The 24,130-nt window shown below is 70.3% G+C and carries 23 protein-coding genes; 17 read left to right on the top strand and 6 right to left on the bottom strand.

The features are described from left to right. Positions 1 to 6: 6 nt before the first annotated feature. The 4 genes from OU415_RS01155 to OU415_RS01140 are packed head-to-tail and all read left to right on the top strand — an operon-like array spanning position 7 to position 4,257. The gene (locus OU415_RS01155) at positions 7 to 1,008 is read left to right on the top strand and encodes an ABC transporter permease (protein WP_270946589.1); all 1,002 of its coding nucleotides are present in this window, start codon (positions 7 to 9) and stop codon (positions 1,006 to 1,008) included. Next, positions 1,008 to 2,021, top strand: coding sequence for an ABC transporter ATP-binding protein (locus OU415_RS01150; protein ID WP_270946588.1), 1,014 nt, complete (start codon positions 1,008 to 1,010; stop codon positions 2,019 to 2,021). The genes OU415_RS01155 and OU415_RS01150 overlap by 1 nt, the downstream gene beginning before the upstream one ends. After that, the gene (locus tag OU415_RS01145; protein WP_270946587.1) at positions 2,018 to 3,043 is read left to right on the top strand and encodes an ABC transporter ATP-binding protein; all 1,026 of its coding nucleotides are present in this window, start codon (positions 2,018 to 2,020) and stop codon (positions 3,041 to 3,043) included. The genes OU415_RS01150 and OU415_RS01145 overlap by 4 nt, the downstream gene beginning before the upstream one ends. Before the next feature lie 5 nt (positions 3,044 to 3,048). Next, complete coding sequence (locus OU415_RS01140) at positions 3,049 to 4,257, top strand: amidohydrolase family protein (RefSeq protein WP_270946586.1); 1,209 nt, start codon at positions 3,049 to 3,051, stop codon at positions 4,255 to 4,257. A gap of 52 nt (positions 4,258 to 4,309) precedes the next feature. Here OU415_RS01140 and OU415_RS01135 read toward each other — a convergent pair whose 3' ends face one another. After that, positions 4,310 to 4,714, bottom strand: a complete 405-nt coding sequence (locus OU415_RS01135) for a nitroreductase/quinone reductase family protein (RefSeq protein WP_270946585.1) — start codon at positions 4,712 to 4,714, stop codon at positions 4,310 to 4,312. Between the two features lie 75 nt (positions 4,715 to 4,789). On the opposite strand from OU415_RS01135, the gene OU415_RS01130 reads away from it, so the two are divergent. Beyond that, positions 4,790 to 5,344, top strand: coding sequence for a TetR/AcrR family transcriptional regulator (locus OU415_RS01130; RefSeq protein WP_270946584.1), 555 nt, complete (start codon positions 4,790 to 4,792; stop codon positions 5,342 to 5,344). Here the strand turns inward: OU415_RS01130 and OU415_RS01125 are convergent, their stop codons facing one another. Beyond that, the gene (locus OU415_RS01125) at positions 5,345 to 6,394 is read right to left on the bottom strand and encodes an Lrp/AsnC family transcriptional regulator (RefSeq protein WP_270946583.1); all 1,050 of its coding nucleotides are present in this window, start codon (positions 6,392 to 6,394) and stop codon (positions 5,345 to 5,347) included. 123 nt (positions 6,395 to 6,517) lie between these two features. Between OU415_RS01125 and OU415_RS01120 the strand changes: the two genes are divergently transcribed. The 8 genes from OU415_RS01120 (at position 6,518) to OU415_RS01085 (ending at position 15,387) form a co-directional block, all read left to right on the top strand. Further along, positions 6,518 to 7,723: a M20 metallopeptidase family protein gene (locus tag OU415_RS01120; RefSeq protein ID WP_270946582.1), complete on the top strand. Its 1,206-nt coding sequence runs from the start codon at positions 6,518 to 6,520 to the stop codon at positions 7,721 to 7,723. A gap of 66 nt (positions 7,724 to 7,789) precedes the next feature. Beyond that, on the top strand, positions 7,790 to 8,635 hold the full coding sequence (kynA, locus tag OU415_RS01115) for a tryptophan 2,3-dioxygenase (protein ID WP_270946581.1): 846 nt from the start codon (positions 7,790 to 7,792) through the stop codon (positions 8,633 to 8,635). A gap of 42 nt (positions 8,636 to 8,677) precedes the next feature. Next, positions 8,678 to 9,904, top strand: a complete 1,227-nt coding sequence (gene kynU, locus OU415_RS01110) for a kynureninase (RefSeq protein ID WP_270946580.1) — start codon at positions 8,678 to 8,680, stop codon at positions 9,902 to 9,904. Between the two features lie 4 nt (positions 9,905 to 9,908). Next, positions 9,909 to 10,658, top strand: coding sequence for an alpha/beta hydrolase (locus OU415_RS01105; RefSeq protein ID WP_270946579.1), 750 nt, complete (start codon positions 9,909 to 9,911; stop codon positions 10,656 to 10,658). Positions 10,659 to 10,754: 96 nt separating this feature from the next. Then, positions 10,755 to 11,492 carry an SDR family NAD(P)-dependent oxidoreductase gene (locus tag OU415_RS01100; RefSeq protein ID WP_270946578.1) on the top strand — a complete coding sequence of 246 codons (738 nt, stop codon included), beginning with the start codon at positions 10,755 to 10,757 and terminating at the stop codon, positions 11,490 to 11,492. A gap of 35 nt (positions 11,493 to 11,527) precedes the next feature. After that, positions 11,528 to 12,406, top strand: coding sequence for a cyclase family protein (locus OU415_RS01095; protein WP_270946577.1), 879 nt, complete (start codon positions 11,528 to 11,530; stop codon positions 12,404 to 12,406). 45 nt (positions 12,407 to 12,451) lie between these two features. Beyond that, a complete protein-coding gene (locus tag OU415_RS01090; protein ID WP_270946576.1) occupies positions 12,452 to 13,711 on the top strand; it encodes a cyclase family protein in 1,260 nt (419 codons plus the stop codon). A gap of 53 nt (positions 13,712 to 13,764) precedes the next feature. Continuing rightward, positions 13,765 to 15,387 (top strand): AMP-binding protein, encoded by a 1,623-nt coding sequence (locus OU415_RS01085; protein WP_270946575.1) that lies wholly within the window; start codon positions 13,765 to 13,767, stop codon positions 15,385 to 15,387. A gap of 27 nt (positions 15,388 to 15,414) precedes the next feature. On the opposite strand, the gene OU415_RS01080 is transcribed toward OU415_RS01085, so the two are convergent. The 4 genes from OU415_RS01080 to OU415_RS01065 are packed head-to-tail and all read right to left on the bottom strand — an operon-like array spanning position 15,415 to position 19,997. Beyond that, complete coding sequence (locus tag OU415_RS01080) at positions 15,415 to 16,935, bottom strand: class I adenylate-forming enzyme family protein (protein WP_270946574.1); 1,521 nt, start codon at positions 16,933 to 16,935, stop codon at positions 15,415 to 15,417. A 24-nt stretch (positions 16,936 to 16,959) separates the two neighbouring features. Continuing rightward, complete coding sequence (locus OU415_RS01075; protein ID WP_270946573.1) at positions 16,960 to 17,145, bottom strand: hypothetical protein; 186 nt, start codon at positions 17,143 to 17,145, stop codon at positions 16,960 to 16,962. Between the two features lie 15 nt (positions 17,146 to 17,160). Beyond that, complete coding sequence (locus OU415_RS01070) at positions 17,161 to 18,597, bottom strand: amidase (protein ID WP_333776799.1); 1,437 nt, start codon at positions 18,595 to 18,597, stop codon at positions 17,161 to 17,163. Further along, entirely contained in the window at positions 18,594 to 19,997 is a 1,404-nt protein-coding gene (locus OU415_RS01065) for an MFS transporter (RefSeq protein ID WP_270946572.1), read from the bottom strand. The genes OU415_RS01070 and OU415_RS01065 overlap by 4 nt, the downstream gene beginning before the upstream one ends. A 326-nt stretch (positions 19,998 to 20,323) precedes the next feature. Between OU415_RS01065 and OU415_RS01060 the strand changes: the two genes are divergently transcribed. The 4 genes from OU415_RS01060 to OU415_RS01045 are packed head-to-tail and all read left to right on the top strand — an operon-like array spanning position 20,324 to position 24,130. Continuing rightward, on the top strand, positions 20,324 to 21,460 hold the full coding sequence (locus tag OU415_RS01060; protein WP_270946571.1) for an acyl-CoA dehydrogenase family protein: 1,137 nt from the start codon (positions 20,324 to 20,326) through the stop codon (positions 21,458 to 21,460). A gap of 2 nt (positions 21,461 to 21,462) precedes the next feature. After that, the gene (locus tag OU415_RS01055; RefSeq protein WP_270946570.1) at positions 21,463 to 22,389 is read left to right on the top strand and encodes an acyl-CoA dehydrogenase family protein; all 927 of its coding nucleotides are present in this window, start codon (positions 21,463 to 21,465) and stop codon (positions 22,387 to 22,389) included. Next, positions 22,386 to 23,327: an acyl-CoA dehydrogenase family protein gene (locus tag OU415_RS01050; protein WP_270946569.1), complete on the top strand. Its 942-nt coding sequence runs from the start codon at positions 22,386 to 22,388 to the stop codon at positions 23,325 to 23,327. The genes OU415_RS01055 and OU415_RS01050 overlap by 4 nt, the downstream gene beginning before the upstream one ends. Then, positions 23,327 to 24,130 carry an enoyl-CoA hydratase/isomerase family protein gene (locus tag OU415_RS01045; RefSeq protein WP_270946568.1) on the top strand — a complete coding sequence of 268 codons (804 nt, stop codon included), beginning with the start codon at positions 23,327 to 23,329 and terminating at the stop codon, positions 24,128 to 24,130. The genes OU415_RS01050 and OU415_RS01045 overlap by 1 nt, the downstream gene beginning before the upstream one ends.

Below are 24,130 nucleotides of genomic sequence, written 5' to 3'. Positions count from 1 at the left end.
GCGCCCATGACCAGGTTCGTGCTGCGGCGGTTCGTCGCGATGATCGCGCTGCTGCTCGTCATCAGCTTCGTGACGTTCAGCCTGTTCCAGCTCGGACCGGCGGACCCGGCCGCGGCGGCGTGCGGGCAGGAGTGCACTCCCGAGCGCATCGCCGAGGCCCGCGTCGCGCTCGGGATGGACAAACCGTTCTTCAGCCAGTACTTCGCCTACATGTCCGGGCTGCTGGGCGACCGCGCGGTCGGAGCACCGGGCACCGAGACCCTGTGCTCCTGGCCGTGCCTCGGGAAGTCGTTCCAGACCAACGAGGACGTCACCACGATCATCGGGCGAGCCCTGCCGTACACGGTGTCGGTGGCCAGCGGCGCGATCGTGCTGTGGACCATCGCCGGTGTCGGGTTGGGCCTGCTGGCGGCGCTGCGCAAGGGCCGGCTCACCGACAAGCTGATCGTCGGCGCCGCCTCGGTCGGGGTGTCCCTGCCCATTCCGGTGACCGGTCTGCTGCTGCTCCTGGTGTTCGTCAGCACGCTGGAGCTGCTGCCGTTCACCACCAACGAGATCGTCTCGCCGTTCGGCGCCGCGGGTCCAGGCGGTTGGTTCCTGAACTACCTGCTGCCGTGGGTGGCGCTGGCGGTGCTGTTCAGCGCGCAGTACATCCGGATCACCCGCAGCAACATGCTGGAGACCTTCGGCGAGGACTTCATGCGCACCGCCCGCTCGAAGGGCATGACCCGGCGGCGCGTCGTGTTCAAGCACGGCGTGCGGGCCGGGATCACGCCGGTGGTCACCATGCTCGGGATGGACATCGGCGTCCTGCTGGGCGGTGCCGTGCTCACCGAGCAGATCTTCTCGGTGCCGGGCATCGGGTTCACCGCGGTGCACGCCGCGCAGTCCGGTGACCTGCCCGTCACCATGGCCATCACCATGATGGCCGCGTTCTTCATCATCGTCGCCAACGTCCTGGTCGACGTCGCCTACGCGGTGATCGACCCGCGAGTGAGGGTCGCCTGATGACCACGCCCGAAGCAGCGCCCGTGCTGGCCATCCGCGACCTGCGGGTCAGCTTCCCGACCGACGACGGCGTGGTGCACGCGGTCAACGGGATGGACCTGACCCTGGCGCGCGGGGAAACCGTCGGCATCGTCGGCGAATCCGGTTCCGGCAAGACCGTCACGACCCAGGCGCTGATGGGGCTGCTCAAGGACACCTCGGCCAGCGTCACCGGTCAGATCTTGTTGGACGGGCAGGACCTCAACGCGCTCACCGAGGCCCAGATGCGCGCCTACCGGGGCAAGAAGATCGCGATGATCTTCCAGGACCCGCTGTCGGCGATGCACCCGTTCTACCCGGTCGGGGTGCAGATCGCCGAGGCCTACCGGGTGCACAACGCGGTGTCCAAGAAGGCCGCGGCGGCGATCGCGGTCGACATGCTCGGCCGGGTCGGGATCCCCGATCCGCGGCGCCGGTACGCGGCCTACCCGCACGAGTTCTCCGGCGGCATGCGGCAGCGCGCGATGATCGCCATGGCGCTGGTCTGCGAGCCCGAGCTGCTGATCGCCGACGAGCCCACCACCGCGCTGGACGTCACAGTGCAGGCCCAGATCCTCGACCTGCTCAACGAGCTGCAGGCCGAAACGGGGACCTCGGTGATCATGGTGACCCACGACCTCGGCGTGGTCGCCGAGGTCTGCCACCAGGTCGTGGTGATGTACGGCGGGATGCACGTCGAGCAGGCCACCGTCGCCGAGCTGTTCCACTCCCCGCGCCACCCCTACACCCGGGGACTGCTGGCTTCGATGCCGACGCTGGTGGGGGAGTCCGAACGGCTCGAACCGATTCCGGGCGTCCCGCCGTCGCTGCTGGCGCTGCCCGGCGGATGCCTGTTCGCCGACCGCTGCCCGGAGGCGCACCGGGTGCCGGACAACGCCTGCGGCACCCGCCCGCCGACGCTGGTCGGCCCCGACGAGCACCCGTCGCGGTGCCACCTGGAGACGCTGCCCCCGGCCGGAGAGGTGGTCCGATGACGCCGCTGCTGCAGGTCACCGACCTGACCAAGCACTTCCCGATCCGCTCCGGCGTCTTCTCCGCCACCGGTGGTGCGATCAAGGCCGTCGACGGGGTCAGCTTCTCGATCGACGCCGGGCAAACCCTCGGGCTGGTGGGGGAGTCCGGGTGCGGCAAGTCGACCACCGGCCGACTGCTCATGCGGTTGCTGACCGCCACCTCCGGCAGCATCCGGCTCGACGGCCGGGAGATCGCCGAGCTCCGCCGCTCGGACCTGCAGGAGTACCGGCGCCGGGTGCAGATGGTGTTCCAGAACCCGTCCTCGTCGCTCAACCCGCGGCAGTCCGTGGGCAGTGCGATCGCGGCACCGCTGCTGGCCCAGCGGATCACGCCGCCCGGCGGCGTCAAGGCCAAGGTGCGGGACCTGATGGACCGGGTGGGGCTGCGCCCCGACCACTACAACCGCTTCCCGCACGAGTTCTCGGGCGGTCAGAAGCAGCGCGTGGGCATCGCCCGGGCGCTCGCCCTGGACCCGCAGCTGATCATCTGCGACGAACCGGTGTCCGCGCTGGACGTCTCGGTGCAGGCGCAGGTGATCAACCTGCTGGAGGACATCCAGCGGGACACCGGGGTGGCGTACCTGTTCATCGCGCACGACCTGTCGGTGGTCAAGCACTTCGCCGACCGCGTCGCGGTGATGTACCTGGGGAAGATCATGGAACACGGCGACAGCGCAAGCGTTTTCGGCGATCCGAAGCACCCCTACACCCGGGCGCTGCTGTCCGCCGTCCCGCAGCCGGACCCGGCGGCGGACCGCAGCGGGCGGATCCGGCTGTCCGGCGACCTGCCCAGCCCGGCCGACCCGCCGCGCGGCTGCGTGTTCCAGTCCCGGTGCCCGGTGTACCCGTTGCTCGACCAGCAGCGCCAGCGGTCGTGCACCGACAGCGTGCCGAGCGGCGACATCGCCTGCCACCACACCGAGGCAGCCGTGCCAGGGTGGACCGTTCCTGCCGAACATCCTTGTAGCGCAACAGAAAGGTGACGACCGTGTTGATCCGCGACGTCCGCCCGTGGGGTGGCGAGCGCAGCGATGTCGAGCTGGACGGCGATCGCATTGCGGGGATCCGCCCGCACGACCCGGCCGCGCAGCCGGACGGCGAGGTGGTCGAGGGCCGCGGTCGGCTGCTGCTGCCGTCGTTCAGCGATGTGCACGTGCACCTGGATTCGACCCGGATCGGCCTCCCGTTCCGGCCGCACACCGGCGGCCCCGGGGTGTGGACGATGATGCTCAACGACCGGCGGAACTGGCGCGACGCGGAGGTTCCGCTGCCGGAGCGGGTGGCCGGCACGCTGGAGCGGATGATCGCCCGCGGCACCACGCGGGTGCGGTCGTACGCCCAGGTGGACGTGGACTGCAAGCTGGAGAAGCTCGACGCCGTGGTGGCCGCGAAGGAGAAGTTCGCAGCTCAGGCCGAGGTCCAGATCATGGCGTTCGCGCAGGCCGGCATCCTCCGCGAGGAGGGCACCGCCGACTACCTGGAGGCCTCGCTGAAGGCCGGAGCCGAGGTGATCGGCGGCATCGACCCCTGCACCGTGGACCGGGACCCGAAGGGGCACCTGGACGTCGTGTTCGGGCTGGCCGAGAAGTACCAGGTGGAGGTGGACATCCACCTGCACGAGCCGGGGCACCTCGGGGTGTTCTCCACCGATCTCATCCTCGAACGCACCCGGGCGCTGGGCATGCAGGGCAAGGTCACCATGTCCCACGCCTACGAGCTGGGCTCGGTGTCCGAGTCGGTGAGCCGGCGCATCATCGACGACTTCGCCGAGCTGGACATCGCGATGGCCACCGTGGCACCGGCGGGCCGCAACCCGCTGTCCTTGGAGGCGCTGACGGAGGCGGGCGTCCGGGTGGGTCTGGGCGAGGACGGCCAGCGCGATTACTGGAGCCCCTACGGCAACTGCGACATGCTCGACCGCACCTGGCAGCTGGCCTTCACCAACAACTTCCGCCGCGATGACCTGATCGAGATGTCGCTCGCGGTCGCGACGATGGGCGGGGCCTCGATCATGAGCCACGACGTCCCCCGGCTCGCCGGGATCGCCGACCGGCCCGGTCTCGCGGTCGGCGACCGCGCCGACCTGCTGCTGGTCGACGGCGAGACGCCGACCAGCGCCGTGATGGACCGCGGCACCGACCGCACCGTCCTGCACGACGGCGTGATCGTCGCCGACCAACTGGCCCTGGTGAGCTGAGCCCTCCGGCCCGCTGCCGCCCCCAGGTCGGCAGCGGGCCAGAGGGCGGTTTCTAAGGCGGCGGATCCAGGTCGATCCGCACTGTCATCAGGTTCGTGCCGAGGAGCCGGACCATCGTGCTGTTCAGCCGTGGCAGCTCGCGCAGGCGTCGGCGGGCGTCGTCCTCGGGGAGCAGCACGGCGGTGCCGCTCCGCCAGATTCCGTTGTGCTGCAGGCGAACCCTCGGGTCGGCCTCGATGTTGCGCACGTAGTTCGACGACTTGCCGTGGTCGGACACCAGCCAGAACGTGTCACCGGTCAGCGCGCCGCCGATCGGGGTGGTGCGCGCGAGCCCGGACTTCCGGCCGGTCGTCTCCAGCAGCGCCTGGCCCGGCATCCGCCCGACGACCCGTCGCATCACGGGGTTCGCCAGGTGCCGGTGGAGGACGTTCACGAGGCGGCGTTTTCGTTCCGACACGGCATCCCCTTCCGAGGTTGTCGAGAGTCCAGGTCTCGACAAGTGTTGTCGAGACTACTGGTACCGTCAACCGCTGTGCGCGCACATACCGGCAGGCGGCGGAACGACGCGGCGCGGCGGGCGATTCTCGAAGCCGCCGCGAAGCTCCTCGCCTGCGCAGATCCGGTGACCATCGATGCGATCGCCGCCGAAGCCGGAGTGGGACGGCAGACGATCTACCGGTGGTGGCCGTCCAAGGGCGCCGTCCTGCTCGAAGCGATGAGCGAGCTCGCGCGCCAGGCCGCCCCGCGACCCGACACCGGATCGCTGGAAGGGGACCTGACCGCGTTCCTGACGGCGACCTTCCGGGCTGCGGGGACGGAGCCGAACACCGCTGTGCTGCGCACCGCGATGGCCGAGGCGCTGCGCGACGAGCACGCCGCGGAACTGCTGCGCGAGTTCACCGCCGGTCGCCGGGAGGAGCTGAGCGCGGTCCTGGCACCTTGGGTGCCCGCCGCTGAGCTCGATCTCGCCGTGGACCAAGCGTTCGGAGTTCTCTGGTACCGGTTGCTCCTCGGGCACGCCCCGGTGGATCGCTCGACGGCACGAAGTCTCGCCGCTTTGCTCGTGCGGCAGCTGCAATCCGCCTGATCAGGCCCGGATCGGGTCCGACCAGATGTCCATCGGGACGATGTGGGCGCTTCGCCCGGCCGGGTCGAGGATGCGGCCCATCCGCTTGATGAACCGGAGCACCATCACCTGGTTCAGCACCCGCAGCCTGGGGGCCACACCGGCCAGCCGGGAGTCCACGGAGGGCGCCTCGTGCATCGAGCGGGCCGCGATTCCCAGCAGGAGGTTGGCGTCGCCACCGGAGGTGCTCATGCACACCCGCAGGCCCGCCATCCCGCGCACCAGCGCCGTGGTCGTCTCGGTGTCGTCGGGGTCGATGCGGCACCAGAGCCACAGCGCGATCGGCCACCCGGACATCGACTGCGACGCGTCGCAGCGCAGCGTCACGATCTCGCGTGCGATCAGGTCGTCCAGCCGCCGGCGCACCGTCGTCAGGCTCAGGCCCGTTCGGCGGCCGAGGTCGGCCAGCGACATCCGGCCGTTCTCGCCCAGGCAGAGGACGAGGTTCCGGTCGGCGGAGTCCAGCAGGCGCCGCGTGGTGCGGGCCGGCCGGGGGCGGTTCTCGGCGGTCAGCCGTGCGATCTGGGTGGCGTCCAGCATCTTCAACTGCCACTGATCGCCCTGGGTGTGGGCCTTGGTCACCACGTGCGTCCGCGTGGACCGGATGCCGGGGACGGCGCCGAGCTCGTCGAGCAGGAACCGGGACAGCGAGGCCAGGTCGGCCACCGCCACCAGGATCTGGAGGTCGTGGTCGCCGCTGGTGTGCTCGATGCTGAGCACGTGCGGCCAGCGCGCGAGCAGCTGCGCGGTCTCGCTCGTCCTCGCCGTGGCGCAGTTGACCTCCACCACCGCCAGGCACGCCTCCGGTGACTGGTGCCCCGTCGGGCGGCCGGTCACCCATGCCGCGCCGGAATCGCTGAGCCGCTGCCAGCGCCTGGCCGCGGTCACCGGGTCCATGCCGAGGGCATCGCCGACCCGGCGCCAGGTGGCCCGCGGATCGACCTGGAGGCAGTTGATCAGGGCCATGTCGAACTCGCTCAGAACGGTGGATTCCTGCGCGTTGACGACCATGACGAAAGAATCCTTCGATTTCGATCGATGAGCCGGTGCCTAGCGGCAGCCTGGCACATCGCCGGGCGAGATCAAACCGCGCGCAGGCAGCTGGGACTCGACGATCATGAAGGTTGCGGGGAAATGAGCACGAGCACTTCGTCGGCAGCGGAGTCGCTGCAGGTAGATCTCGTCGAACTGCGGCGCGCGCTGCACGCCGAGCCCGAGGTGGGGCTCCAGCTGCCGCGCACCCAGCGCAGGGTCCTCGACGCGCTGGCCGGGCTGCCGCTGGAGATCACCCTGGGCGAGCGGCTCAGCTCGGTCACCGCCGTGCTCCGCGGCGGTCGCCCCGGCCCGCCGGTGCTGCTGCGCGGGGACATGGACGCGCTGCCGATGACCGAACGCACCGGCTCGGCCCACGCCTCCCGCATCGACGGCGCCATGCACTCCTGCGGCCACGACCTGCACACCGCGATGCTGGTAGGTGCTGCCCACCTGCTCTCGCCGCGTCGGGAGGAGCTGGCCGGCGACGTCATCTTCATGTTCCAGCCGGGGGAGGAGGGCTGCGACGGCGCGGGGAAGATGATCGACGAGGGCGTTCTCGAAGCCGCCGGCCGGCGCCCGGTCGCGGCGTACGCGCTCCACGTGCTGTCCTCGCGGCTGCCCAACGGGGTGTTCGCCAGCAGGCGCGGGCCGATGCTCGCCGGCGGTGACGTGCTGAAGGTCGGCGTGCGCGGCAAGGGCGGCCACGGGTCCGCTCCCCACCTGGCGCGCAACCCGATCCCCGCCGCTTGCGCGATGGTGGGCGGATTGCAAGCGCTGGTCGCCGACTCCGTCGACCCGTTCGACCCGGCGGTGCTGACCATCGGCGCGATCCACTCCGGTACCGCCGGGAACATCATCCCCGACCAAGCCGTGATCGAGGGCTCCCTGCGCTACTTCTCCCCGGAAGCACGCGACGCGCTGCGCGACCGCTTCCGCCAGGTGTGCTTGTCGACGGCCCTCGCGCACGGCGTGGAGGCGGATCCGGAGGTCATCGAGTACGTCGCGGCCACGGTCAACGACGACGCGGAGGCCGACTTCGCCGCAGAAGTCGTCGGCGATCTGCACGGCACCAACCGCTTCCACGCCTTGGAGCACCCGTTGACCGCAGGCGAGGACTTCTCCCGCGTCCTCGAGCAGATCCCGGGCGCTTTCCTGATGCTCGGCGCGTGCCCGACCGGGGTCGACCCGGCGAAAGCACCGGAGAACCACTCGCCGTACGCGGTCTTCGACGACGGCTGCCTCTCCGACGGCGCCGCACTGCTCGCGGAACTGGCCGTTCGCCGGCTCGCCCGCACCGAGGCCTGACCAGCTGATCCGGATGCCCGAGACCCGGAACCCCGGCCGAACCGCACGACCCACGAGGTGAACCCCATGACCCAGAACCTGCGCAACATCGAGCAAGGCGTGCACCGGGATCTGCGCGCGGAGACCACCTACGGCGGATATCTGCAGCTGGACCGGCTGTTGGATGCGCAGCAGCCGCTGAGCGAGCCGCCGCACCACGACGAGCTGCTGTTCATCATCCAGCACCAGACCTCGGAGCTGTGGTTCAAGCTCGTGATCCACGAGCTGCGCCGGGCGATGGCCCGCATCGCCGACGACCAGCTGCGCCCGGCGCTGAAGTCGTTGGCCCGCGTCAAGCACATCCAGCGCCAGCTGTTCGAGCAGTGGGCGGTGCTCGAAACCCTGACGCCGAGCGAGTACGCCGAGTTCCGCGGTGCGCTCGGCCGTTCGTCGGGGTTCCAGTCGGCGCAGTACCGGACCGTGGAGTTCCTGCTGGGGAACAAGAACGCCGAGATGATCGACGTCTTCGCCCACGACCCGGCGGCGCGGGCCGAGCTCGAGGACGCGCTGCGGGCGCCCAGCCTCTACGACGAGTTCCTGCGGTTCCTGGCCCGGGCCGGGCACCCGGTTCCGGCGGAGTTGTTAGAAAGGGACGTCAGTGCACCGCACGAGTTCCAGAGCGCGCTGGTGCCGGTGCTCAAGGCGATCTACGAGAACGCCGACCAGCACTGGGAGGCCTACGAGACCTGCGAGGAGCTCGTGGACGTCGAGGAGAGCTTCCAGCTGTGGCGGTTCCGCCACCTCAAGACGGTCAGCAGGATCATCGGGTTCAAAACCGGCACCGGCGGGTCCAGCGGTGTGCCGTTCCTGAAAGCCGCGCTGGACCTGACGTTCTTCCCGGAGCTCATGGCGGTGCGCACCGAGATCGGTTGACCCGCGCCCGCACCCCACCGAAGCAGAGAGGACCCCGCACCGATGACCCCCACCCTCGAGGACGCCCGCCGGTTCGACGCCGAGGACCCGCTGTCCGGCTTCCGCGACCGGTTCGTCGCGCCCGACGACGAAGGGATCGTCGCCTACCTCGACGGCAATTCCCTCGGCCGACCTCCGAAAGCCACCTTGGCGAGGCTGGATTCGCTGGTGCGCGGTGAGTGGGGCACCGGGCTGATCCGCTCGTGGTCGGAAGGGTGGATGGAATTGCCGGTGCAGGTGGGGGATCGGCTCGGTGCGGCTGCGCTGGGTGCTGCGCCCGGCCAGGTCGTGGTCGCCGATTCCACCAGCGTGTGCCTCTACAAGGTGCTGCGCGCGGCCGTCGCGCTGCGCCCGGGACGCACTGAGATCGTGACCGACCGGCACAACTTCCCGACCGACAACTACGTGGTGCAGGGTGTCGCCGACGAGCTGGGGCTGGCGGTCCGGTGGATCGACAGCGACCCGGAGGGCGGCGTCACCGGCGAGGAGCTCGCCGCGGCGCTGTCGGAGCGGACCGCGGTCGTCATCCTGTCGCACGTGGCCTACCGGTCGGCCTTCATCGCCGACATGGCGGCGATCACCGAGCTCGGCCACTCGTGCGGCGCGCTCGTGGTGTGGGACCTGTGCCACAGCGTCGGCTCGGTTCCCGTCGAGCTGGACGCGCTCGGCGTGGACTTCGCGGTCGGCTGCACCTACAAGGTCCTCAACGCGGGCCCTGGAGCACCGGCGTTCGTCTACGTCCGCGCCGAGCACCAGGAAGCGTTCCGGCAGCCGATCTGGGGCTGGATGGGCAGCGATCTGCCGTTCGCGATGGAGCACGGCTACCAGCCCGCGGCCGGAGTCCGCAGGGCCTTGTCCGGGACGCCGCCGATCACGGGCATGGTGGGCGTCGACGAGGGCGTGGCGCTCGTCGCGGAAGCCGGCATCGACCGGATCCGGGCCAAGGCGGTCGAGCTGGGGGAGATGGTGATCGAGCTGGCCGACGAGTGGCTGGTGCCGTTGGGAATGCGGGTCGCCTCGCCGCGCGACGCCGAGCTCCGCGGCGGGCACGTCACCGTGGCGCGCGCGGATGGGGAGGAGCTCTCCCGCAGGCTCATCGACGAGGGCGTGATCATCGACTTCCGGCCGCCGGACGGGATCCGCATCGGGCTCTCGCCGCTGACCACCTCCTTCGCCGAGACCTGGCAGGCGATGGACGCGATGCGTCGGATCGCCGCCGAAGGCCGGTGAGGCGATGACCGAACCCGACGTCCTCGTCCGGCCGGCCCCGGAGCCCGACCGGACCGTCGCCTACGGCCCGGCCTCGGAGCACCTGGCCGACGTGTGGCTGCCCGCAGCGCAGTCCGGCAGGCCGCTGGTGCTGCTCGTGCACGGCGGTTTCTGGCGCCCGGCCTACGACCGGGCGCACACCCGGCCGATGGCCGCGGCCCTGCGGGACGCCGGATGGCCCGTGGCATCGCTGGAGTACCGCCGCGTGCCCGGACATCCCGACGTCACCACCGGCGACGTGCGCCGGGCCGTCGAAGTCCTGCCCGGGCAGGCCGGTTCCGCCGGAACTGTCCTAGTTGGACATTCCGCTGGCGGTCACCTCGTGCTCTGGGCCGCGGCGACGTGCCCGCCCGAAGGTCTGCTCGGGACCGTCGCACTGGCCCCGGTCGCCGACCTCGCCCTCGCCGAGCAGGCCGACTTGGGGCGCGGAGCGGTCACCGCATTCCTAGGCGCCGCTGCGAACACCCGCCGTGACCTCGATCCGGTTCGGGGGTCCAGCCCCGCCACCCCGGTCATCCTCGTCCACGGTGCTGACGACCACGAGGTACCGCTCGACACGAGCAGGTCCTACCTGCGAGCGCACCCCGCCGCGAGCCTCGACGAGCTGCCCGCCACCGGGCACTACGAGCTGATCGACCCGCTCGCACCGGCCTTTGCCCGGCTCCTCAACGCCCTCGACCTGCTGACCCGTCAAGACAAAAAGAATACTCTTTAGCTCTTGCTGGGGACGAAAGAAGCCCGGATGGGGAATCTGAACTGCTCTTTGTGTGAAACCCTGGATTGAAGAGGCCTAAAGAGTATACTGATCTCCATGTTGAGCGACATGGGGTTCGCCGCTGGCAGCTGCGTCGTGGTGACCGGGGCGGGCAGTGGCATCGGCAGGGCCGTCGCGCTGGGTGCGGCCGAACTCGGGGTCGCAGTCGCCGCGTGGGACGTCGACGGTCGTGCGGTGACCGGCCTGGCCGCGGAGATCGCGGAGCGGGGAGGAGCGGCGCTGCCGGTCGAGGTGGACGCGTCCGACCCGCCGTCGGTCGCGGCGGCGCTGGATCGCGTGCTGGCGTGGCGGACGCCGGGGCTGCTGGTCAACAACGCCGGCCCGCCCAGCGGGGTGCCGCAGCCGTTCGCCGATGGGATCGTCGGCGTGCTCGGAATCGTCGACCTGGTCACGAATTCCTGGCTCGACCGGGTGCGGGAGCAGGCCGCGGCGGTGGTGAACGTGGCCTCGATCGCCGGCACCGCGATCGGCGGCGAAGTGAGCTGGTACTCGGCGGCGAAGGCCGGGGTCATCGGGTACACCCGGCACCTGGCGGCCGCCGCACCGTTCGGGGTGAGGGTCAACGCGATCGCGCCTGGCCTGGTGGACACCCCGCGGATGAAGGAGTTCCTCCCATCGGAGGCAGGGCGGCGCGTGGTGGCCCGGATCCCGCGCGGTGCGCCGGTGCACCCCGAGGAGGTCGCCGCGCCTGTGCTGTTCCTGCTGTCCCCGTCGGCCTCGGCCATCACCGGCACAGTCGTCACCGTGGACGCCGGTCTGTCGGTCACGACCTGACCTCCCCGCTTCCCCTCCGACAAGGACGTTCGCCCATGAGTTCCGCGAAACCCCTGCCCGCTGACGACGCCGATCTGGTGCGCAGCCTCGGCGTGCCCACGAACGGGACCGTCTACGACCTGTCCTCGGGCTGGTGGCGGCACATGCCCACGTTCGACGGCTACCCGCGGTTCGAGGTCGTCACCTACAACTCGCCGCAGGGGCAACGGGTCGAGCGCCGCTTCCCGTTCTCCGAAGACGCCGCGAACGACGTGGGATTCGGGTACGTCTCGGAGCTCGTGTCGGGCAGCCTGCACACCGGGACGCACATCGACGCGCTCTGCCACGTCACGTGCGGCAGCGAGGACGAGTGGCACGGCTCCGCATCGGCCACCGCCGAACTGGGCAACTACGGTGCCACCCGCGGCGATGCGTCGGAACTCGCTCCCATCATCGGCCGCGGGGTGTTGCTGGACGTGCCGGGCGTACTGGGCCTGGAGGTGCTCCCGCCGCATTTCGCCATCGGCGAGGAACATCTCCGGCGTGCGGCGGAAGCCGCGGGCATCACCATCGCGGCCTCCGACATCGTGCTGGTGCGCACCGGGCAGATGAAGTTCTGGCCGGACATCGCGAAGATCACCGAGAGCGGCGGAGGCAGCGGCGTCGCGTTGGACGGTGCGCGATGGCTCCTCTCGCACGGTGTGCGCTACGTCGGTGCGGACACGATGTCGTTCGAGGTTCGACCGTCCGAAGTGGAGGGAAATCCGCTGCCCGTGCACCTGCTGCTGCTGCAGCAGCACGGGGTGCACATCATGGAATGGGTCGACTGCGAGGAGCTGGCCGCGGACGGAGTCGCGGAGTTCCTGTTCATCGGACTGCCGTTGACCATTCGCGGCGGCACCGGGTCGCCGCTGCGGCCCATCGCCGTGGTCTGACGGCCGCTCATCCCCACTGCACGAAAGCGCCGAAAGGGTTGTTGGATGAATCCAGATCTGATGCGCCAGTACCTCGCCGGACGCCGGACCAGTCGCCGTGCTGCTCTGCGGATCGCCGGTGCTGCAGGAGTGCTCGGGGCCAGCGCCGTGGCCGGGGTTCCCACGGCGAGTGCGGCTGGGGCTCCCGCGCCGGCCGGTCCCGGGAAGCCGGGCGATCGTTTCGACGACGCGCTGTTCGACTACTCGGATCCGGCGAACCTGGCCGACTGGGCACCGAGCCGCTACGGTGCGGACGACCAGCGGGGCGCGCTCAACGAGGTGACGCCGGAGAAGACTGCGGCAGCACTGGGTCTGGTCCGTTCCGGTGCGGTGCGGACCTACAACCTCGGCGAGTTGATGTACAACGGTTTTCCGGCGGCTGGATCGGGCATCCGCCGCAGCTACGAGCAGCGGCTGACCGTCAGCGGCTACCAGCCGCCCCAAGGCTTCCAGGACGAAGGCGGCGTGCTGTTCACCACCGATCCGCTCGGGACCAACAAGTTGAGCTACCACGAGGAGCGCTTCGCCGGGGAGGTGTTCCCGAACCACTCGGAGCCGCTGTCGACGACGTTCCAGATCGGGTCGCAGCTCGACAACCTCAACCACATCGGGTCGGGCGACTTCTTCTACAACGGGCTTCGGGGGCCTGACGTCGCTCGCGGCCACGGGACGGCCAAGCTGGGCAGCGAGAACGTGGGTCCGGTGGTGACCAGGGGAGTGCTGCTGGACGTGCTCGGGGTGAAGCTGGCCAAGGGCCAGGTGGGGGATCTCGCCGAGCCGGCGTCGAACGGCGAGCCGCTGTTGCGGGAGAACTACCGGATCACCGTGGCGGACCTGGTCGAAGCGATGGACTTCGGCCGCATCAAGGCGATCGAGCCCGGTGATGCGGTCCTGCTGCGCACCGGGTGGCACCAACTGCTCGTCCGCCGCGACCCGGGCGACGTCGCGCGCTGGCAGGCGCCGCACGGCATGCCGGGGATCTACGTGCGGGAAGCCCGGTGGCTGTCCCAGTTCCGCCCGGCGATCATCGGCAGCGACACCTGGGCGCTCGAAGTGCTCGGCAGTCCGGTGAACGAGGACGGCGCGATCTTCCCGGTCCACCAGGAACTGATGATGCGGCACGGCATCCGGATCGGGGAGTCCTACGTCCTCGACGATCTCGCCGAGGACGGCGTGCACGAGTTCGTCTTCGCGGTGACGCCCCAGTTCTCCGAAGGTGCCACCGCGGGCAACACGACTCCGCTCGCACTGGCCCAACGCCGGTGAGCTGCTCGCCGATCCCGGTTGATCACGACTGCAGTGCGGGAGGAACGACGACGATGGCGTTGAACGATGTTGCCAACGACGTGCCGCTCAGCCCGCTGAGCTTCTTGCACCGCACGGCGGACATCAGCGGTGATGACATCGGGGTGATCACCGACGGCGGGGACCGGGTGTCGTGGTCGCGGCTGCTGGATCGGGCGCAGCGGTTGGCCGGCCGCCTGTCGGAACTCGGGCTGGAGCCCGGTGACCGGGTGGCGGTCCTGGCGCCCAACGACCTTCCGCTGCTGGAAGCGCATTACGGTGTTCCGGGCGCGGGCTGCGCCCTGGTGGCGCTGAACACGCGGCTGTCGCCCCAGGAGTACGAACTGGTGTTGCGCCTCGCCGGGGCCAAGGCGCTCATCGTCGACCACTCGCTCGCAGCTCAGGTGGCCGACATCGCGACCCGGGTGCCGACCCTTCGCGCAGTTGTCGCGATCGGTCCCGACGACGAGCCGGACCCCGACGGCTACACCGACTGGCTGGACACCGCACGACCGATGCCCTTGCGGCTTCCCGGCGACGAACGCCAGCCGCTGGCGGTCAACTTCACCTCGGGTACCACGGGCAAGCCGAAAGGCGTGGTGTACACGCACCGCGGCGGCTACCTGAACGCGCTCGGACAGGTCGCGTCCGTCGGGCTGAACGCCGACTCGCGCTACCTGTGGACGCTGCCGATGTTCCACTGCAACGGCTGGTGCTACACCTGGGCGGTGACCGCCGTCGGCGGGCAGCACGTCGCGCTGCGCAAGGTGGACCCGCCGCGCGTGCTCGACCTCGTCCGGGACCACGCGATCACGCACATGTGCGGCGCGCCGGTCGTGCTCGACTCGCTGAGCGAGGAGAGCCGTTCGCGCGGAGGAACCGAATTCGCGCAGAGCGTGCTCTACGCGGTCGGCGGCGCAGCCCCGTCACCGACTGCGATCGCGGAGATGTCACGCATGGGCGTCGAAATCGTGCACCTGTACGGGATGACCGAGACCTACGGCCCGGCGATGATGTGCGTGCCGCGGCCCGAATGGCGCCAGTACGAGCTCCCCCGCCTGGCGAAGACGATGGCGCGCCAGGGCGTCCGCACCCTGAACGTCGAGTCGGTGCGCGTGGTGACCGCGGACTTCGACGACGTCCCCGCCGACGGCACCACGCTCGGTGAGCTGGTCATCCGGTCGAACACCGTGATGTCGCACTACCTCGACGATCCGGACGCGACGGCGGCGGCGTTCACCGGCGGCTGGTTGCACACCGGTGACGTCGCGGTCCGCCACGCCGACGGGTACGTCGAGATCCGCGACCGGCTCAAGGACGTCATCATCAGCGGCGGCGAGAACATCTCCTCGATCGAGGTGGAGAACGTCCTGCTCGAGCACGCCGCGGTGGCCGAGGCGGCCGTGGTGGCCCGGCCCCACGGAAAATGGGGCGAGGTGCCGGTCGCCTTCGTCCGTTCGCACGACGGGCACGACGTGACCGAGACCGAGCTCGTCGAGTGGTTGCGGGCCCGGCTGGCGCATTTCAAGGTGCCGCGCGAGGTCCGCTTCGGCTCCCTGCCGAAGACCTCGACCGGGAAGGTGCGCAAGGCGGTGTTGCGGGAGGCGGCGCGATCGCGGCCCGAAGGTGGTCGCGATGCGCACGCGTCCGCTACGTGATCGGCGAGCGCAGCCGGACTCCGCCGATCACGCGTCCTCGGCGAGGGCCTCGGCTCGGACCCGGCGGCGGTCCGGTTTGTTGTTCGGGGTGAGCGGGATCGCGGTGAGCAGGCGGAGCGTCTTGGGGATCTTGTAGCCGGCCAGCGCACTCCGGCAGTGGGCGCGCAGCTCTTCCAGGTCGATCCGAGCGTCCGGTGCGGCGACCACGCCCACCTCGACCCGCTCGCCCCAGTGCTCGTCGGGCATGCCGTACACGATCGCGTCGGCGACGTGCGGGTGGCGGAGCACCACTTCCTCCACCTCGCGCGGGTAGACGTTCTCGCCGCCGCTGATGATCATCTCCTTCCGGCGCCCGGCGATGAACACCCAGCCGTCCTCGGTCCGGGACGCGAGATCGCCGATGTGCACCCCGTCCGGTCGGAAGGTCGCTGCCGTGTCCTCGGCGAGTCCGTAGTACCCGCGGGTCTGCCACGGGCAGGAGACCACCAGGTCGCCGACGGCACCGGTCGGCACCTCGCGGCCGTCCTCGCCGAGGATCCGCACGGTGGCACCGGGCAGCGGCCTGCCCACCCCGCTGAACCGGCCTGCCAGGAGGTCTTCGTGGTCGAAGCCCATGACGGAGCCGAACTCGGTCGCCCCGAACCCGGCCCGGATCCGGGCGTTGGGGAAGTCGCGCAGCAGGCCTTGCACGAAGTCGTCGGTGGAGGGGGCGGAGCCGAAGCGGATCGCGGTGACGTTGCTGCGGCGGGTGCCGGCGAACTCGGGCCGGGCGCGCAGCGCGGCGAACATGGTCGGTGCGCCCATGAGCCGGCTGGCGCCGCGGTCGATGGCCGCCAGCGCTGCTGTGGCGTCGAACCGGCGCTGGATCCACACCTCACCGCCGGCCATCAGCGGCGCGAGCAGGTTCGTGCCGAGCGTGATGTGGAAGAACGGGGAGAAGAACAGCTCGACGTCGGCAGGGGTCCGGGGGTTGCCGTGCGCGCACGTGTTCAGCCACAGCCACAGGCTGCGGTGGGTGTGCACCGCGCCTTTCGGGGTGCCGGTCGTACCGCCGGTCGCGAAGATCACGGCCAGGTCGTCCTCGGCCGGTCTGAAGCGATCTCCGGTGGGGGCGTGCAGCGGTTCCAGGCGTTGTGCCACCGGAAGTTCCCGGTCCGCGGCGGGGAGTTCGACGACCTGGTAGCCCGTCTCGTGCGCGAGCGGTGCATAGGTCTGGTCGGCGAGCACCAGGGTGGGGTCGAGTGCAGCGAGGTAGGTGCGCGCCTCCGGCGCGGTGAGCCGGATGTTCAGCGGTGCGGCCACCATCCCGCCCGCCAGCGTCCCGAGTATCGCGATGGTGTGCGGGATCGACGGCTGCATGGCCGTGACGACCCGGTCGCCGGGGCGGGCTCCGGCGTTCCGGAGCCCGGTCGCGACCGCGTCCATCGCGGCGACCAGCTCGGCGAACGTCAGCTCACCGCACTCGTCCACGAGCGCCCGGCGGTGCGCCCCGTGCGGTTGGTCGCCGATCGTTCGCAGCCAGTTCGGCAGCGTGAGTTCCTCGGCCACTGCGTCTCCCTCGCTCTCGTGGGTTCAGGGCCTGCTCTGGAATACCAGGGCGGGCTGCTCGTACCGGGCCTCGGACACGGCGTGGAGCGCAGCGATCTCCCGTTGCAGGCCTGGGTACTCGGCGATGATCTGCGCCTGCTCCTGCGGTGAGGGGGACAGGCCTGCTGCGGCGAGCAACGCCGGGACGACGACCGTCGGGTCTGCGCTCATCGTGCTCTCCAATGCTCACGCGGTGAAGTGGTCGCGCACCAACTCCGGCACGCGCCTGTGCCAGTCGGTTCGTCGCTGGTAGGCCTGCCCGGCAGCGATCACCGCGGCATCGTCGAACGGCTTGCCGGCGATGTGCATCCCCAGCGGCAGACCGTCGGAGGTGAAGCCCATCGGAACCGACATCGCCGGATTGCCCACCGCGTTCCAGCAAGCGGTCAACGCCGCGTCCGCCATCCCGTCGGTTCGCAGCGACCGGAGTTCGGGGGCCGGGCCGGTCATCGTCGGCGTCACGACCAGGTCGACGTCGCCGAACAGGTCGGCGAGCTTGCGCTGACCGACGCGGCGGACGCGTTGCAGCTGCACGAAGTCGCCCGCCGAGATCAGCGCACCCCTCACCACGGCCATCCGGGTTCCCGCGCCGTAGTCGGACCAGCGGTCCTGCAGATCGTTCCGGTGGTAGGCGTACGCTTCCGCCGCCAGGCCCAGCCTCGTGACCGACTTCAGCTCGGCGTAGCAGGGGAGCTCGACCGGCACCACGGATGCTCCGGCAGCCTGCAGTTCGTGCACCGCCAGTTCGAACAGCGACCCCAGTTCGCTGTGCGCGTGCGGGGATTCGTCCAGCAGCGGATCCACGCCGATGCGCAGTCCGGTGATCGAGTCGGGCACGGTGAAGCGAGCGGAATCAACCGAGGTCGGGTCGCTGGCGTCGTGGCCGGACACGGCATTCAGGATCGTCGCGCAGTCCTGGGCTGTCCGGGCCAGCGGGCCGATGTGGTCGTAGCTGTAGCCGAGCGGGACGCACCCGGACTTCGGGACCAGCCCGAAGGTCGGTTTGAGCCCGGTCACACCGCACGCGGCGGCCGGGAAGCGGATGCTGCCCGCGGTGTCCGTGCCGAGGCCGCCGAGGAACATGCCCGTCGAGACACCGCATCCGGCCCCGGAGCTCGAACCGCCGCTGTAGTGCGCGGTGTTCCACGGGTTGCGCGTGATCGGGAAGGGCTGGTCCGCGTCCGGAGCGCCGATCGCGAACTCCATCATCGCGGTCTTGCCGGTGACCACGGCTCCCGCCGCGCGCAATCGGGCCACGACCGGAGCATCTCCGGTGCTTCCCCAGGTCCTGTCCAGGACGACGCTCTGCGCTGTGGTCTCGCCTTCTTCGGTGGCGATGGAGTCCTTGATCCCCAAGGGGATGCCGTGCAGCGGTCCGCGGTCCAATCCCTCGGCCAGCTCGGCATCCGCTTGTGCAGCGGCGGCCAGAGCGGTGTCGTCGAACCGGGAGAGGTAGACGCCGAGCTCGGTGTCGTGCGCGTCCGCGACGGCGAAGGCCGACCGGACGAGCTCGACGGAGGTCGTCTCGCCGCTCCGAAGTGCTGCGGCGGCTTCGGCGATCGTCAGCTGCATGAGCCCCTCCCGGCCGAGATCCGAGCGCATCGAGCCTGCTGGGCACGTCATGGCGCTGTCCGCTCCGGTGTGGACAGTGCCACGGGGTCGTCCTCGGTGAGGTCGCGACCGCGGGTTTCGGAGATGCGCCAGATCGCGACGATGGTGATTCCCGCCGCCACGGCCGCGATCGAGCTCAGCGGCAGGCTCGAGCCGCCCGCGCGGGCGACCAGGCTGCTGGCGATCAGCGGTGTGAAACCGGCGCCGATCAGGCTGGCCAGCTGGTAGCCCAGCGAGATGCCGGTGTAGCGGACGCCGGTGCCGAACATCTCCGAGAGCATGGGCGCCAGCGGCGCGTACATCAGGTTCTGCAACACCTGCGCGAACATCATCCCGGCCGTCATCAGCAGCACGGAACCGGTGTTTATCAAGGCGTACAAGGGGAATGCGAACAGCGCCGCGCCGATGGCACCGATGAGGCCGACGGCGCGGCGGCCGAGCCGGTCAGTCCAGGCGGAGAACACCGGGATGCAGATGATGCCGACGACCGCCACGAGCATCAACGCCCGTGCGATGTCGGACGTCTCGAAGCCGAGCCCCTTGGCGTAGGCGAGGATGTGCGAGCTGATCAGCGCGCTGAGCGCGAACGGTCCGATCCCGGCCGCGCAGGCGAGGACGAGCGCGCGGGGACGGCGCAAAACCTGCACCACCGGGATCCTGCGGCGCTCCTGGGCGCTGGCCTTGGCGGCCGCCGCCTCGAACACGGGGCTCTCGACGATCCGGAGCCGGACGTACAGGCCGATCAGCAGCAGCAGGGCGCTGAGCAGGAAGGGCAGCCGCCATCCCCAGGACAGCAGGGAGCTCTTCGGCAGCAGGGTGATCAGCGCGAGCACCACGGTGGACAGGAAGGCGCCGAGCGGTGAACCGAGCTGCGTGATCCCCGCCCACATGCCTCGGCGGCGCGCGCCGGCGTGCTCGACGACCATCAGCGCCGCGCCGCCCCACTCGCCGCCGACCGAAAGTCCTTGCACCACGCGCAGAACGACCAGGGCCAGCGGCGCTGCGATGCCGATCGAGTCGTAGGTGGGCAGCACGCCGATGAGGAAGCTGGCACCGCCCATCAGCAGCATGGTGATCATCAGCATCGACTTGCGGCCGAGGCGATCGCCGAAGTGCCCGAAGATCAGCCCGCCCAGCGGGCGGGCCGCATAACCGGCCGCCAGGGTGCCGAACGCCGCGATCGTGGACGTGGCCGCATCGAGGGAGGGGAAGAACAGCTCCCCGAAGACCAGGGCCGCCATCGAGCTGTAGATCAGGAAGTCGTAGTACTCGATCACCGTGCCCAGCAGGCCGGACAGGGTCACCTTGCGCAGCTGCGCGGACCGGTCGCGGCGGGAACTCGACGTGGTGCGGGTCGCTGCGGAGCTGTCGGGTGTCGACGGCTCCGGTGCGGGTGGTTCCTGCGCGACCATCGGGACCTCCGTGGGGCGGTGAACGGGCGAGGTGCAGTACTGATGGGCGCAAAAAGAGTATCCTCTTTAAGATGGATCGACAAGGATCTGCTCGAATTGCAGCCTAGTCGCCGGAGGTGGTAGCGGGCTGGCAGTCCGGCAGATTCAAGAGTTGAAGTCCGGTGCCCAGGCGTGTTGTTCGAGCGGTCCCGCTGTCCGGGATCGCCAACGGCGCTTCGCGTGTGTTAGGAATAAAGTGCACTGAATTGGAAGCCTTCGTCGATGGGAGCTACCGCGGTGATCCGAGTGGACTACTGGCCGAGCATCCGCACGTCCGGGAGGGGCTGATGGAATTCGCGTGGAGCGGAGCCGACGCGGGCTTCCGCCACGAGCTGGTGGACTTCCTCGACCGCGAGCTGGCCGGCTGGGACCGATCGACCGGGCTCGGCAGCGCGGTCCACAGCGACTTCTCACGGGCGTTCGTGCGCACGCTGGCCGACCGGGGATGGCTCACGCCGCACTGGCCCGAGGAGTACGGCGGTGGCGGCCAAGGCGCGTGGCAGCACTTCGTGCTCGGCGAGGAGCTGTGGAAGCGCGGCGAACCGCGCGGGCCGCAGTACATGAACGTCAACTGGGTCGGCCCGGCGATCATCAAGTACGGCACGGAGGAGCAGAAGCGCGAGCTGCTCCCGCCGATCGCGCGCGGCGAGGTCTTCTGGTGCCAGGGCTTCTCCGAGCCGGAGGCCGGAACCGACCTGGCGGCACTCCGGACGCGGGCCGTCCGGGCCGGGGACGGCTTCGTCCTGAACGGGCAGAAGATCTGGACCTCCTACGCCAACGAGGCGGACTACTGCTTCCTGCTGGCGCGAACGGGTTCGGTCGCCGACGGCCGCGACGGCATCTCGGTCTTCCTGCTGCCGCTGAAGACGCCGGGGGTCGAGGTCCGGCGCATCGACGGTCTCGTCGGCGAGCACTCGTTCAACGAGCTCTTCCTCACCGACGCCCGCATTCCAGCCGAGTGCTTGCTCGGCGAGGAGAACAAGGGCTGGGAGATCGTCCGGCGGACGCTGGCCTACGAACGCGTCGGAGCACCGCGGTACGCGCGCGCCGCGCTGGTGCTCGACCGGCTGGCCGAATGGTGCCGGGCAGCGGGCCTCCTGGAGGACGGGGGCGTCCAGGAGCAGTTCGGCCAAGCGCGAGCGCTGTGCGAAGCGGCCAGGATCCTGGTCTACCGCGTGATCGACGAACGGGCGAAGGCGAAGGAACCCTCGCCGCTGGCGTACCAGGCCCGCGCGGCGATGGTGCAGGCCGAACGGGCCGTCGGTGACCTCGCCCTGGACGTGATGGGCAGCGAAGCCCTGGTGGAGGGGGCCTTGGGCGACGCGCAGTTCCGCAACTCGCTCGGCGCGGGCATCGCCGCGGGCAGCTACGAGGTCCAGCTCAACTTGATCACCCGCCTCATCCTGAACCTGCCGAAGGACTGACCATGGATTTCGAGCTGTCGTCGACCCAGAGCGCACTCCTCGACTCGCTGGGCACCCTGTTGAGCCGGCACGCAGGCACGACCCGCAGCCGTGCGCTCGCCGCATCCGGCGAGTACGACCACGCCCTGGAATCCGAGCTGCGGCAGGCCGGGTTCCTCGACCTGTTCGAAGCAGAGGAGGCCGGCCCGCTCGGCGCGGCGCTCGCGGTCGAGCTGATCGCCGCCGAGCTCGGCGGCATCACACCGGTACCGCACCTGCTGGTGCTGCCTGCGCTCGGACTCGAACGGCCGGAGGGGCCCATCGCCATGGCGGTGGCCGGCGATTCCAGCCCGATCCGCCACGGAGGAGAGGCCGAGCTGATGCTGCTGGTCGACGGCGACCGGTGCGTCGTCGCCGAGCTCGATCCCGCTGCCGCCGACCCGGTGCCCTCCGCCTACGGTTACCCGCTCGCACGGGTGTCTCCGACCCGGCGGCGCGAGCTCGCTCCCGGAACTTCCGCGGTCGCGGTGAACTGGTGGCGCGTCGGAGTTTCGGCCGAAGCAGTGGGGATGATGCGGCAGGCCCTCGACATCGCGGTCACCTACGCCAAGGATCGCAAGGTGTTCGGGCGGTCGATCGGTTCGTTCCAGGCGCTGCAGCACCGGTTGGCGGAGCTGAGCGTGTTCGTCGAGGGTGCGCGCTGGCTGGTTTACGAGGCTGCTTTCCGCGGTGCCCCGGCGGAGGCAGCCGCAGTTGCCTCGGCGCACACGATGGCTACGCTGAGCCGCTTGACGCGGGAGACCCACCAGATCATGGGAGCGGTCGGCCTGACGACGGAACACGACCTGCACTTGTGGACGCTGCGGCTCCAAGCGCTGCGGGCTGAGCTCGGCGGCAGGCGCGCCCACGGTCGCGCGGTGGTGGCGGAGCGCTGGGCGCAGGCGTCATGAGCATCGCGTTGACCCGCACCGCGGAACAACAAGCGCTGGCCGAGTCGGTCCGGAGCTATTGCGCCGCGCACTGCACCGAGGAAGTCCGAGGTCCCGGACCCTTCCCGTGGTCGTTCTGGCAGGGGCTGGCCGAGCTGGGAGTGCTGTCGCTGGCGATGCCCGGCGAGGACGGGGGAGCGGGCGAGATCGCTGCGGTCGGTGCAGAGCTCGGGCGAGCTGCGGCACCCGGCCCCGTTGCAGCGACCGTGCTCGCCACCCACACGCTGCCCCCTGAGCAGGCAGAACAGCTCGGCAACGGCACCAGCCTGGTCTCGTTCGGCCAGCCGCCGCTGATGCCCTGGGCGCCGCTGGCGGAGGTGTTCGTCGAAGCGGACGGCGAAGAGGCCTGGCTGGCCCGTCCGGTCGGGGAGATCGAGCCGGTCGAAGTGCTGGGCGGGGACCCGTGGGGTCGGGTCGCCCTGGAACGCGTGCAGCCGTTGGAACGCGTGAGCGCCGGAATGGCGTTGGCGGACATCGCCCTCGCCGCCTACCTGTGGGGTGCGGGGCGGCGGCTGCTCGACGCCGCCGCCGAGCACGCCAGGACCCGCGTCCAGTTCGGCCGGCCGATCGGGTCCTTCCAAGCGGTCGCGCATCCGATCGTGACCGCCGGCGTCGCCTTGACCTCGGCCGAGAAGCTCACCACGATGGCCGCGCTGGCCATCGACGACGAGCACCAGGACGGTGGCGTGCTGGCGGTCTCCGCGCGGCTGTCCGCTTCCCGGGCCGCGGTCGAGGCAGCGCTCGTCGCGCACCAGACCTTCGGTGCGATCGGGTATTCCGAGGAAGGGCCGATCGGTCAGGTGGCCAATCGGATCAGGCAGTTGGCAAACGCGCCAGGCCACCCGCAGGGATCGGGTGGACAGGTGCTGGCGAGGTACTTCCGGAAAGGGCGGGGATGATGTCCGAGCAGGCTCCCGAGGTGATCTTCGAGAAGCGTGACCACGTCGCCCGCATCACGCTCAACCGCCCGCACAAGGGGAACTCGCTGACCGGGACGATGATGCCGCGGATGAAGGAGATCTGGGGCGAGGTGCGCGACGACCCCTGGATCCGCGCGGCGATCATCACCGGCTCCGGTGACCGGCACTTCTGCACCGGTGCGGACGTCAACGTGGTCGCCGACCGCGGCGGCATGAGCACCGGCACGGGGCCGCTGACCGACGAAGTCCACTGGTCCCCGAAGCAGAATCGGGTGTGGAAGCCGGTGATCAGCGCGGTCAACGGCCTCGTCGCCGGTGCGGGGCTGCACTTCGTGGTGGACGCCGACATCGTGCTCGCCGTGGACCACGCGTCCTTCATGGACACCCACGTGAACGTCGGGCTGGTCGGTGCGATGGAGAACATCGGACTGGCGAAGCGGTTGCCGCTGGGGTCCGCGCTGCGGATGACGTTGATGGGCAAGAGCTACCGGATGCCCGCCGAGCGCGCCTACCAGCTCGGCCTGGTCGACGAACTGTCCACAACGGAGGGTCTGATGGACGCGGCCGAGGAGATGGCCGGTGCGATCGTGCGGAACTCGCCGGCCGCGGTGTCGCTGTCGCAGCAGGCGATCTGGGGTTCGCTCGAGGTGGGGTACGCCCAAGCGTGCGAGTACGGCTGGGCGTTGCTGCGCATGCACTGGGCCCACCCCGACGCCAAGGAAGGGCCGCGCGCGTTTAGCGAGGGCCGGGAACCGAAGTGGACCACCGGCGCGGAGGACTGA

The sequence above is a fragment of the Saccharopolyspora oryzae genome (assembly GCF_027853915.1).
Taxonomy (GTDB): Bacteria; Actinomycetota; Actinomycetes; order Mycobacteriales; family Pseudonocardiaceae; genus Saccharopolyspora; species Saccharopolyspora oryzae.
Note: the sequence above shows the minus strand (reverse complement) of the source record. Positions and strands in the feature narration are given on the sequence as shown.

Bases quoted from the DNA above. Each gene is read 5' to 3' on its own strand.
- OU415_RS01155 (WP_270946589.1), top strand. From the start codon at position 7: ATGACCAGGTTCGTGCTGCGGCGGTTCGTCGCGATGATCGCGCTGCTG.
- OU415_RS01150 (WP_270946588.1), top strand. From the start codon at position 1,008: ATGACCACGCCCGAAGCAGCGCCCGTGCTGGCCATCCGCGACCTGCGG.
- OU415_RS01145 (WP_270946587.1), top strand. From the start codon at position 2,018: ATGACGCCGCTGCTGCAGGTCACCGACCTGACCAAGCACTTCCCGATC.
- OU415_RS01125 (WP_270946583.1), bottom strand. From the start codon at position 6,394: ATGGTCGTCAACGCGCAGGAATCCACCGTTCTGAGCGAGTTCGACATG.
- OU415_RS01120 (WP_270946582.1), top strand. From the start codon at position 6,518: ATGAGCACGAGCACTTCGTCGGCAGCGGAGTCGCTGCAGGTAGATCTC.
- kynA (WP_270946581.1), top strand. From the start codon at position 7,790: ATGACCCAGAACCTGCGCAACATCGAGCAAGGCGTGCACCGGGATCTG.
- kynU (WP_270946580.1), top strand. From the start codon at position 8,678: ATGACCCCCACCCTCGAGGACGCCCGCCGGTTCGACGCCGAGGACCCG.
- OU415_RS01105 (WP_270946579.1), top strand. From the start codon at position 9,909: ATGACCGAACCCGACGTCCTCGTCCGGCCGGCCCCGGAGCCCGACCGG.
- OU415_RS01100 (WP_270946578.1), top strand. From the start codon at position 10,755: ATGTTGAGCGACATGGGGTTCGCCGCTGGCAGCTGCGTCGTGGTGACC.
- OU415_RS01095 (WP_270946577.1), top strand. From the start codon at position 11,528: ATGAGTTCCGCGAAACCCCTGCCCGCTGACGACGCCGATCTGGTGCGC.
- OU415_RS01090 (WP_270946576.1), top strand. From the start codon at position 12,452: ATGAATCCAGATCTGATGCGCCAGTACCTCGCCGGACGCCGGACCAGT.
- OU415_RS01085 (WP_270946575.1), top strand. From the start codon at position 13,765: ATGGCGTTGAACGATGTTGCCAACGACGTGCCGCTCAGCCCGCTGAGC.
- OU415_RS01075 (WP_270946573.1), bottom strand. From the start codon at position 17,145: ATGAGCGCAGACCCGACGGTCGTCGTCCCGGCGTTGCTCGCCGCAGCA.
- OU415_RS01070 (WP_333776799.1), bottom strand. From the start codon at position 18,597: ATGACGTGCCCAGCAGGCTCGATGCGCTCGGATCTCGGCCGGGAGGGG.
- OU415_RS01065 (WP_270946572.1), bottom strand. From the start codon at position 19,997: ATGGTCGCGCAGGAACCACCCGCACCGGAGCCGTCGACACCCGACAGC.
- OU415_RS01060 (WP_270946571.1), top strand. From the start codon at position 20,324: ATGGAATTCGCGTGGAGCGGAGCCGACGCGGGCTTCCGCCACGAGCTG.
- OU415_RS01055 (WP_270946570.1), top strand. From the start codon at position 21,463: ATGGATTTCGAGCTGTCGTCGACCCAGAGCGCACTCCTCGACTCGCTG.
- OU415_RS01050 (WP_270946569.1), top strand. From the start codon at position 22,386: ATGAGCATCGCGTTGACCCGCACCGCGGAACAACAAGCGCTGGCCGAG.
- OU415_RS01045 (WP_270946568.1), top strand. From the start codon at position 23,327: ATGTCCGAGCAGGCTCCCGAGGTGATCTTCGAGAAGCGTGACCACGTC.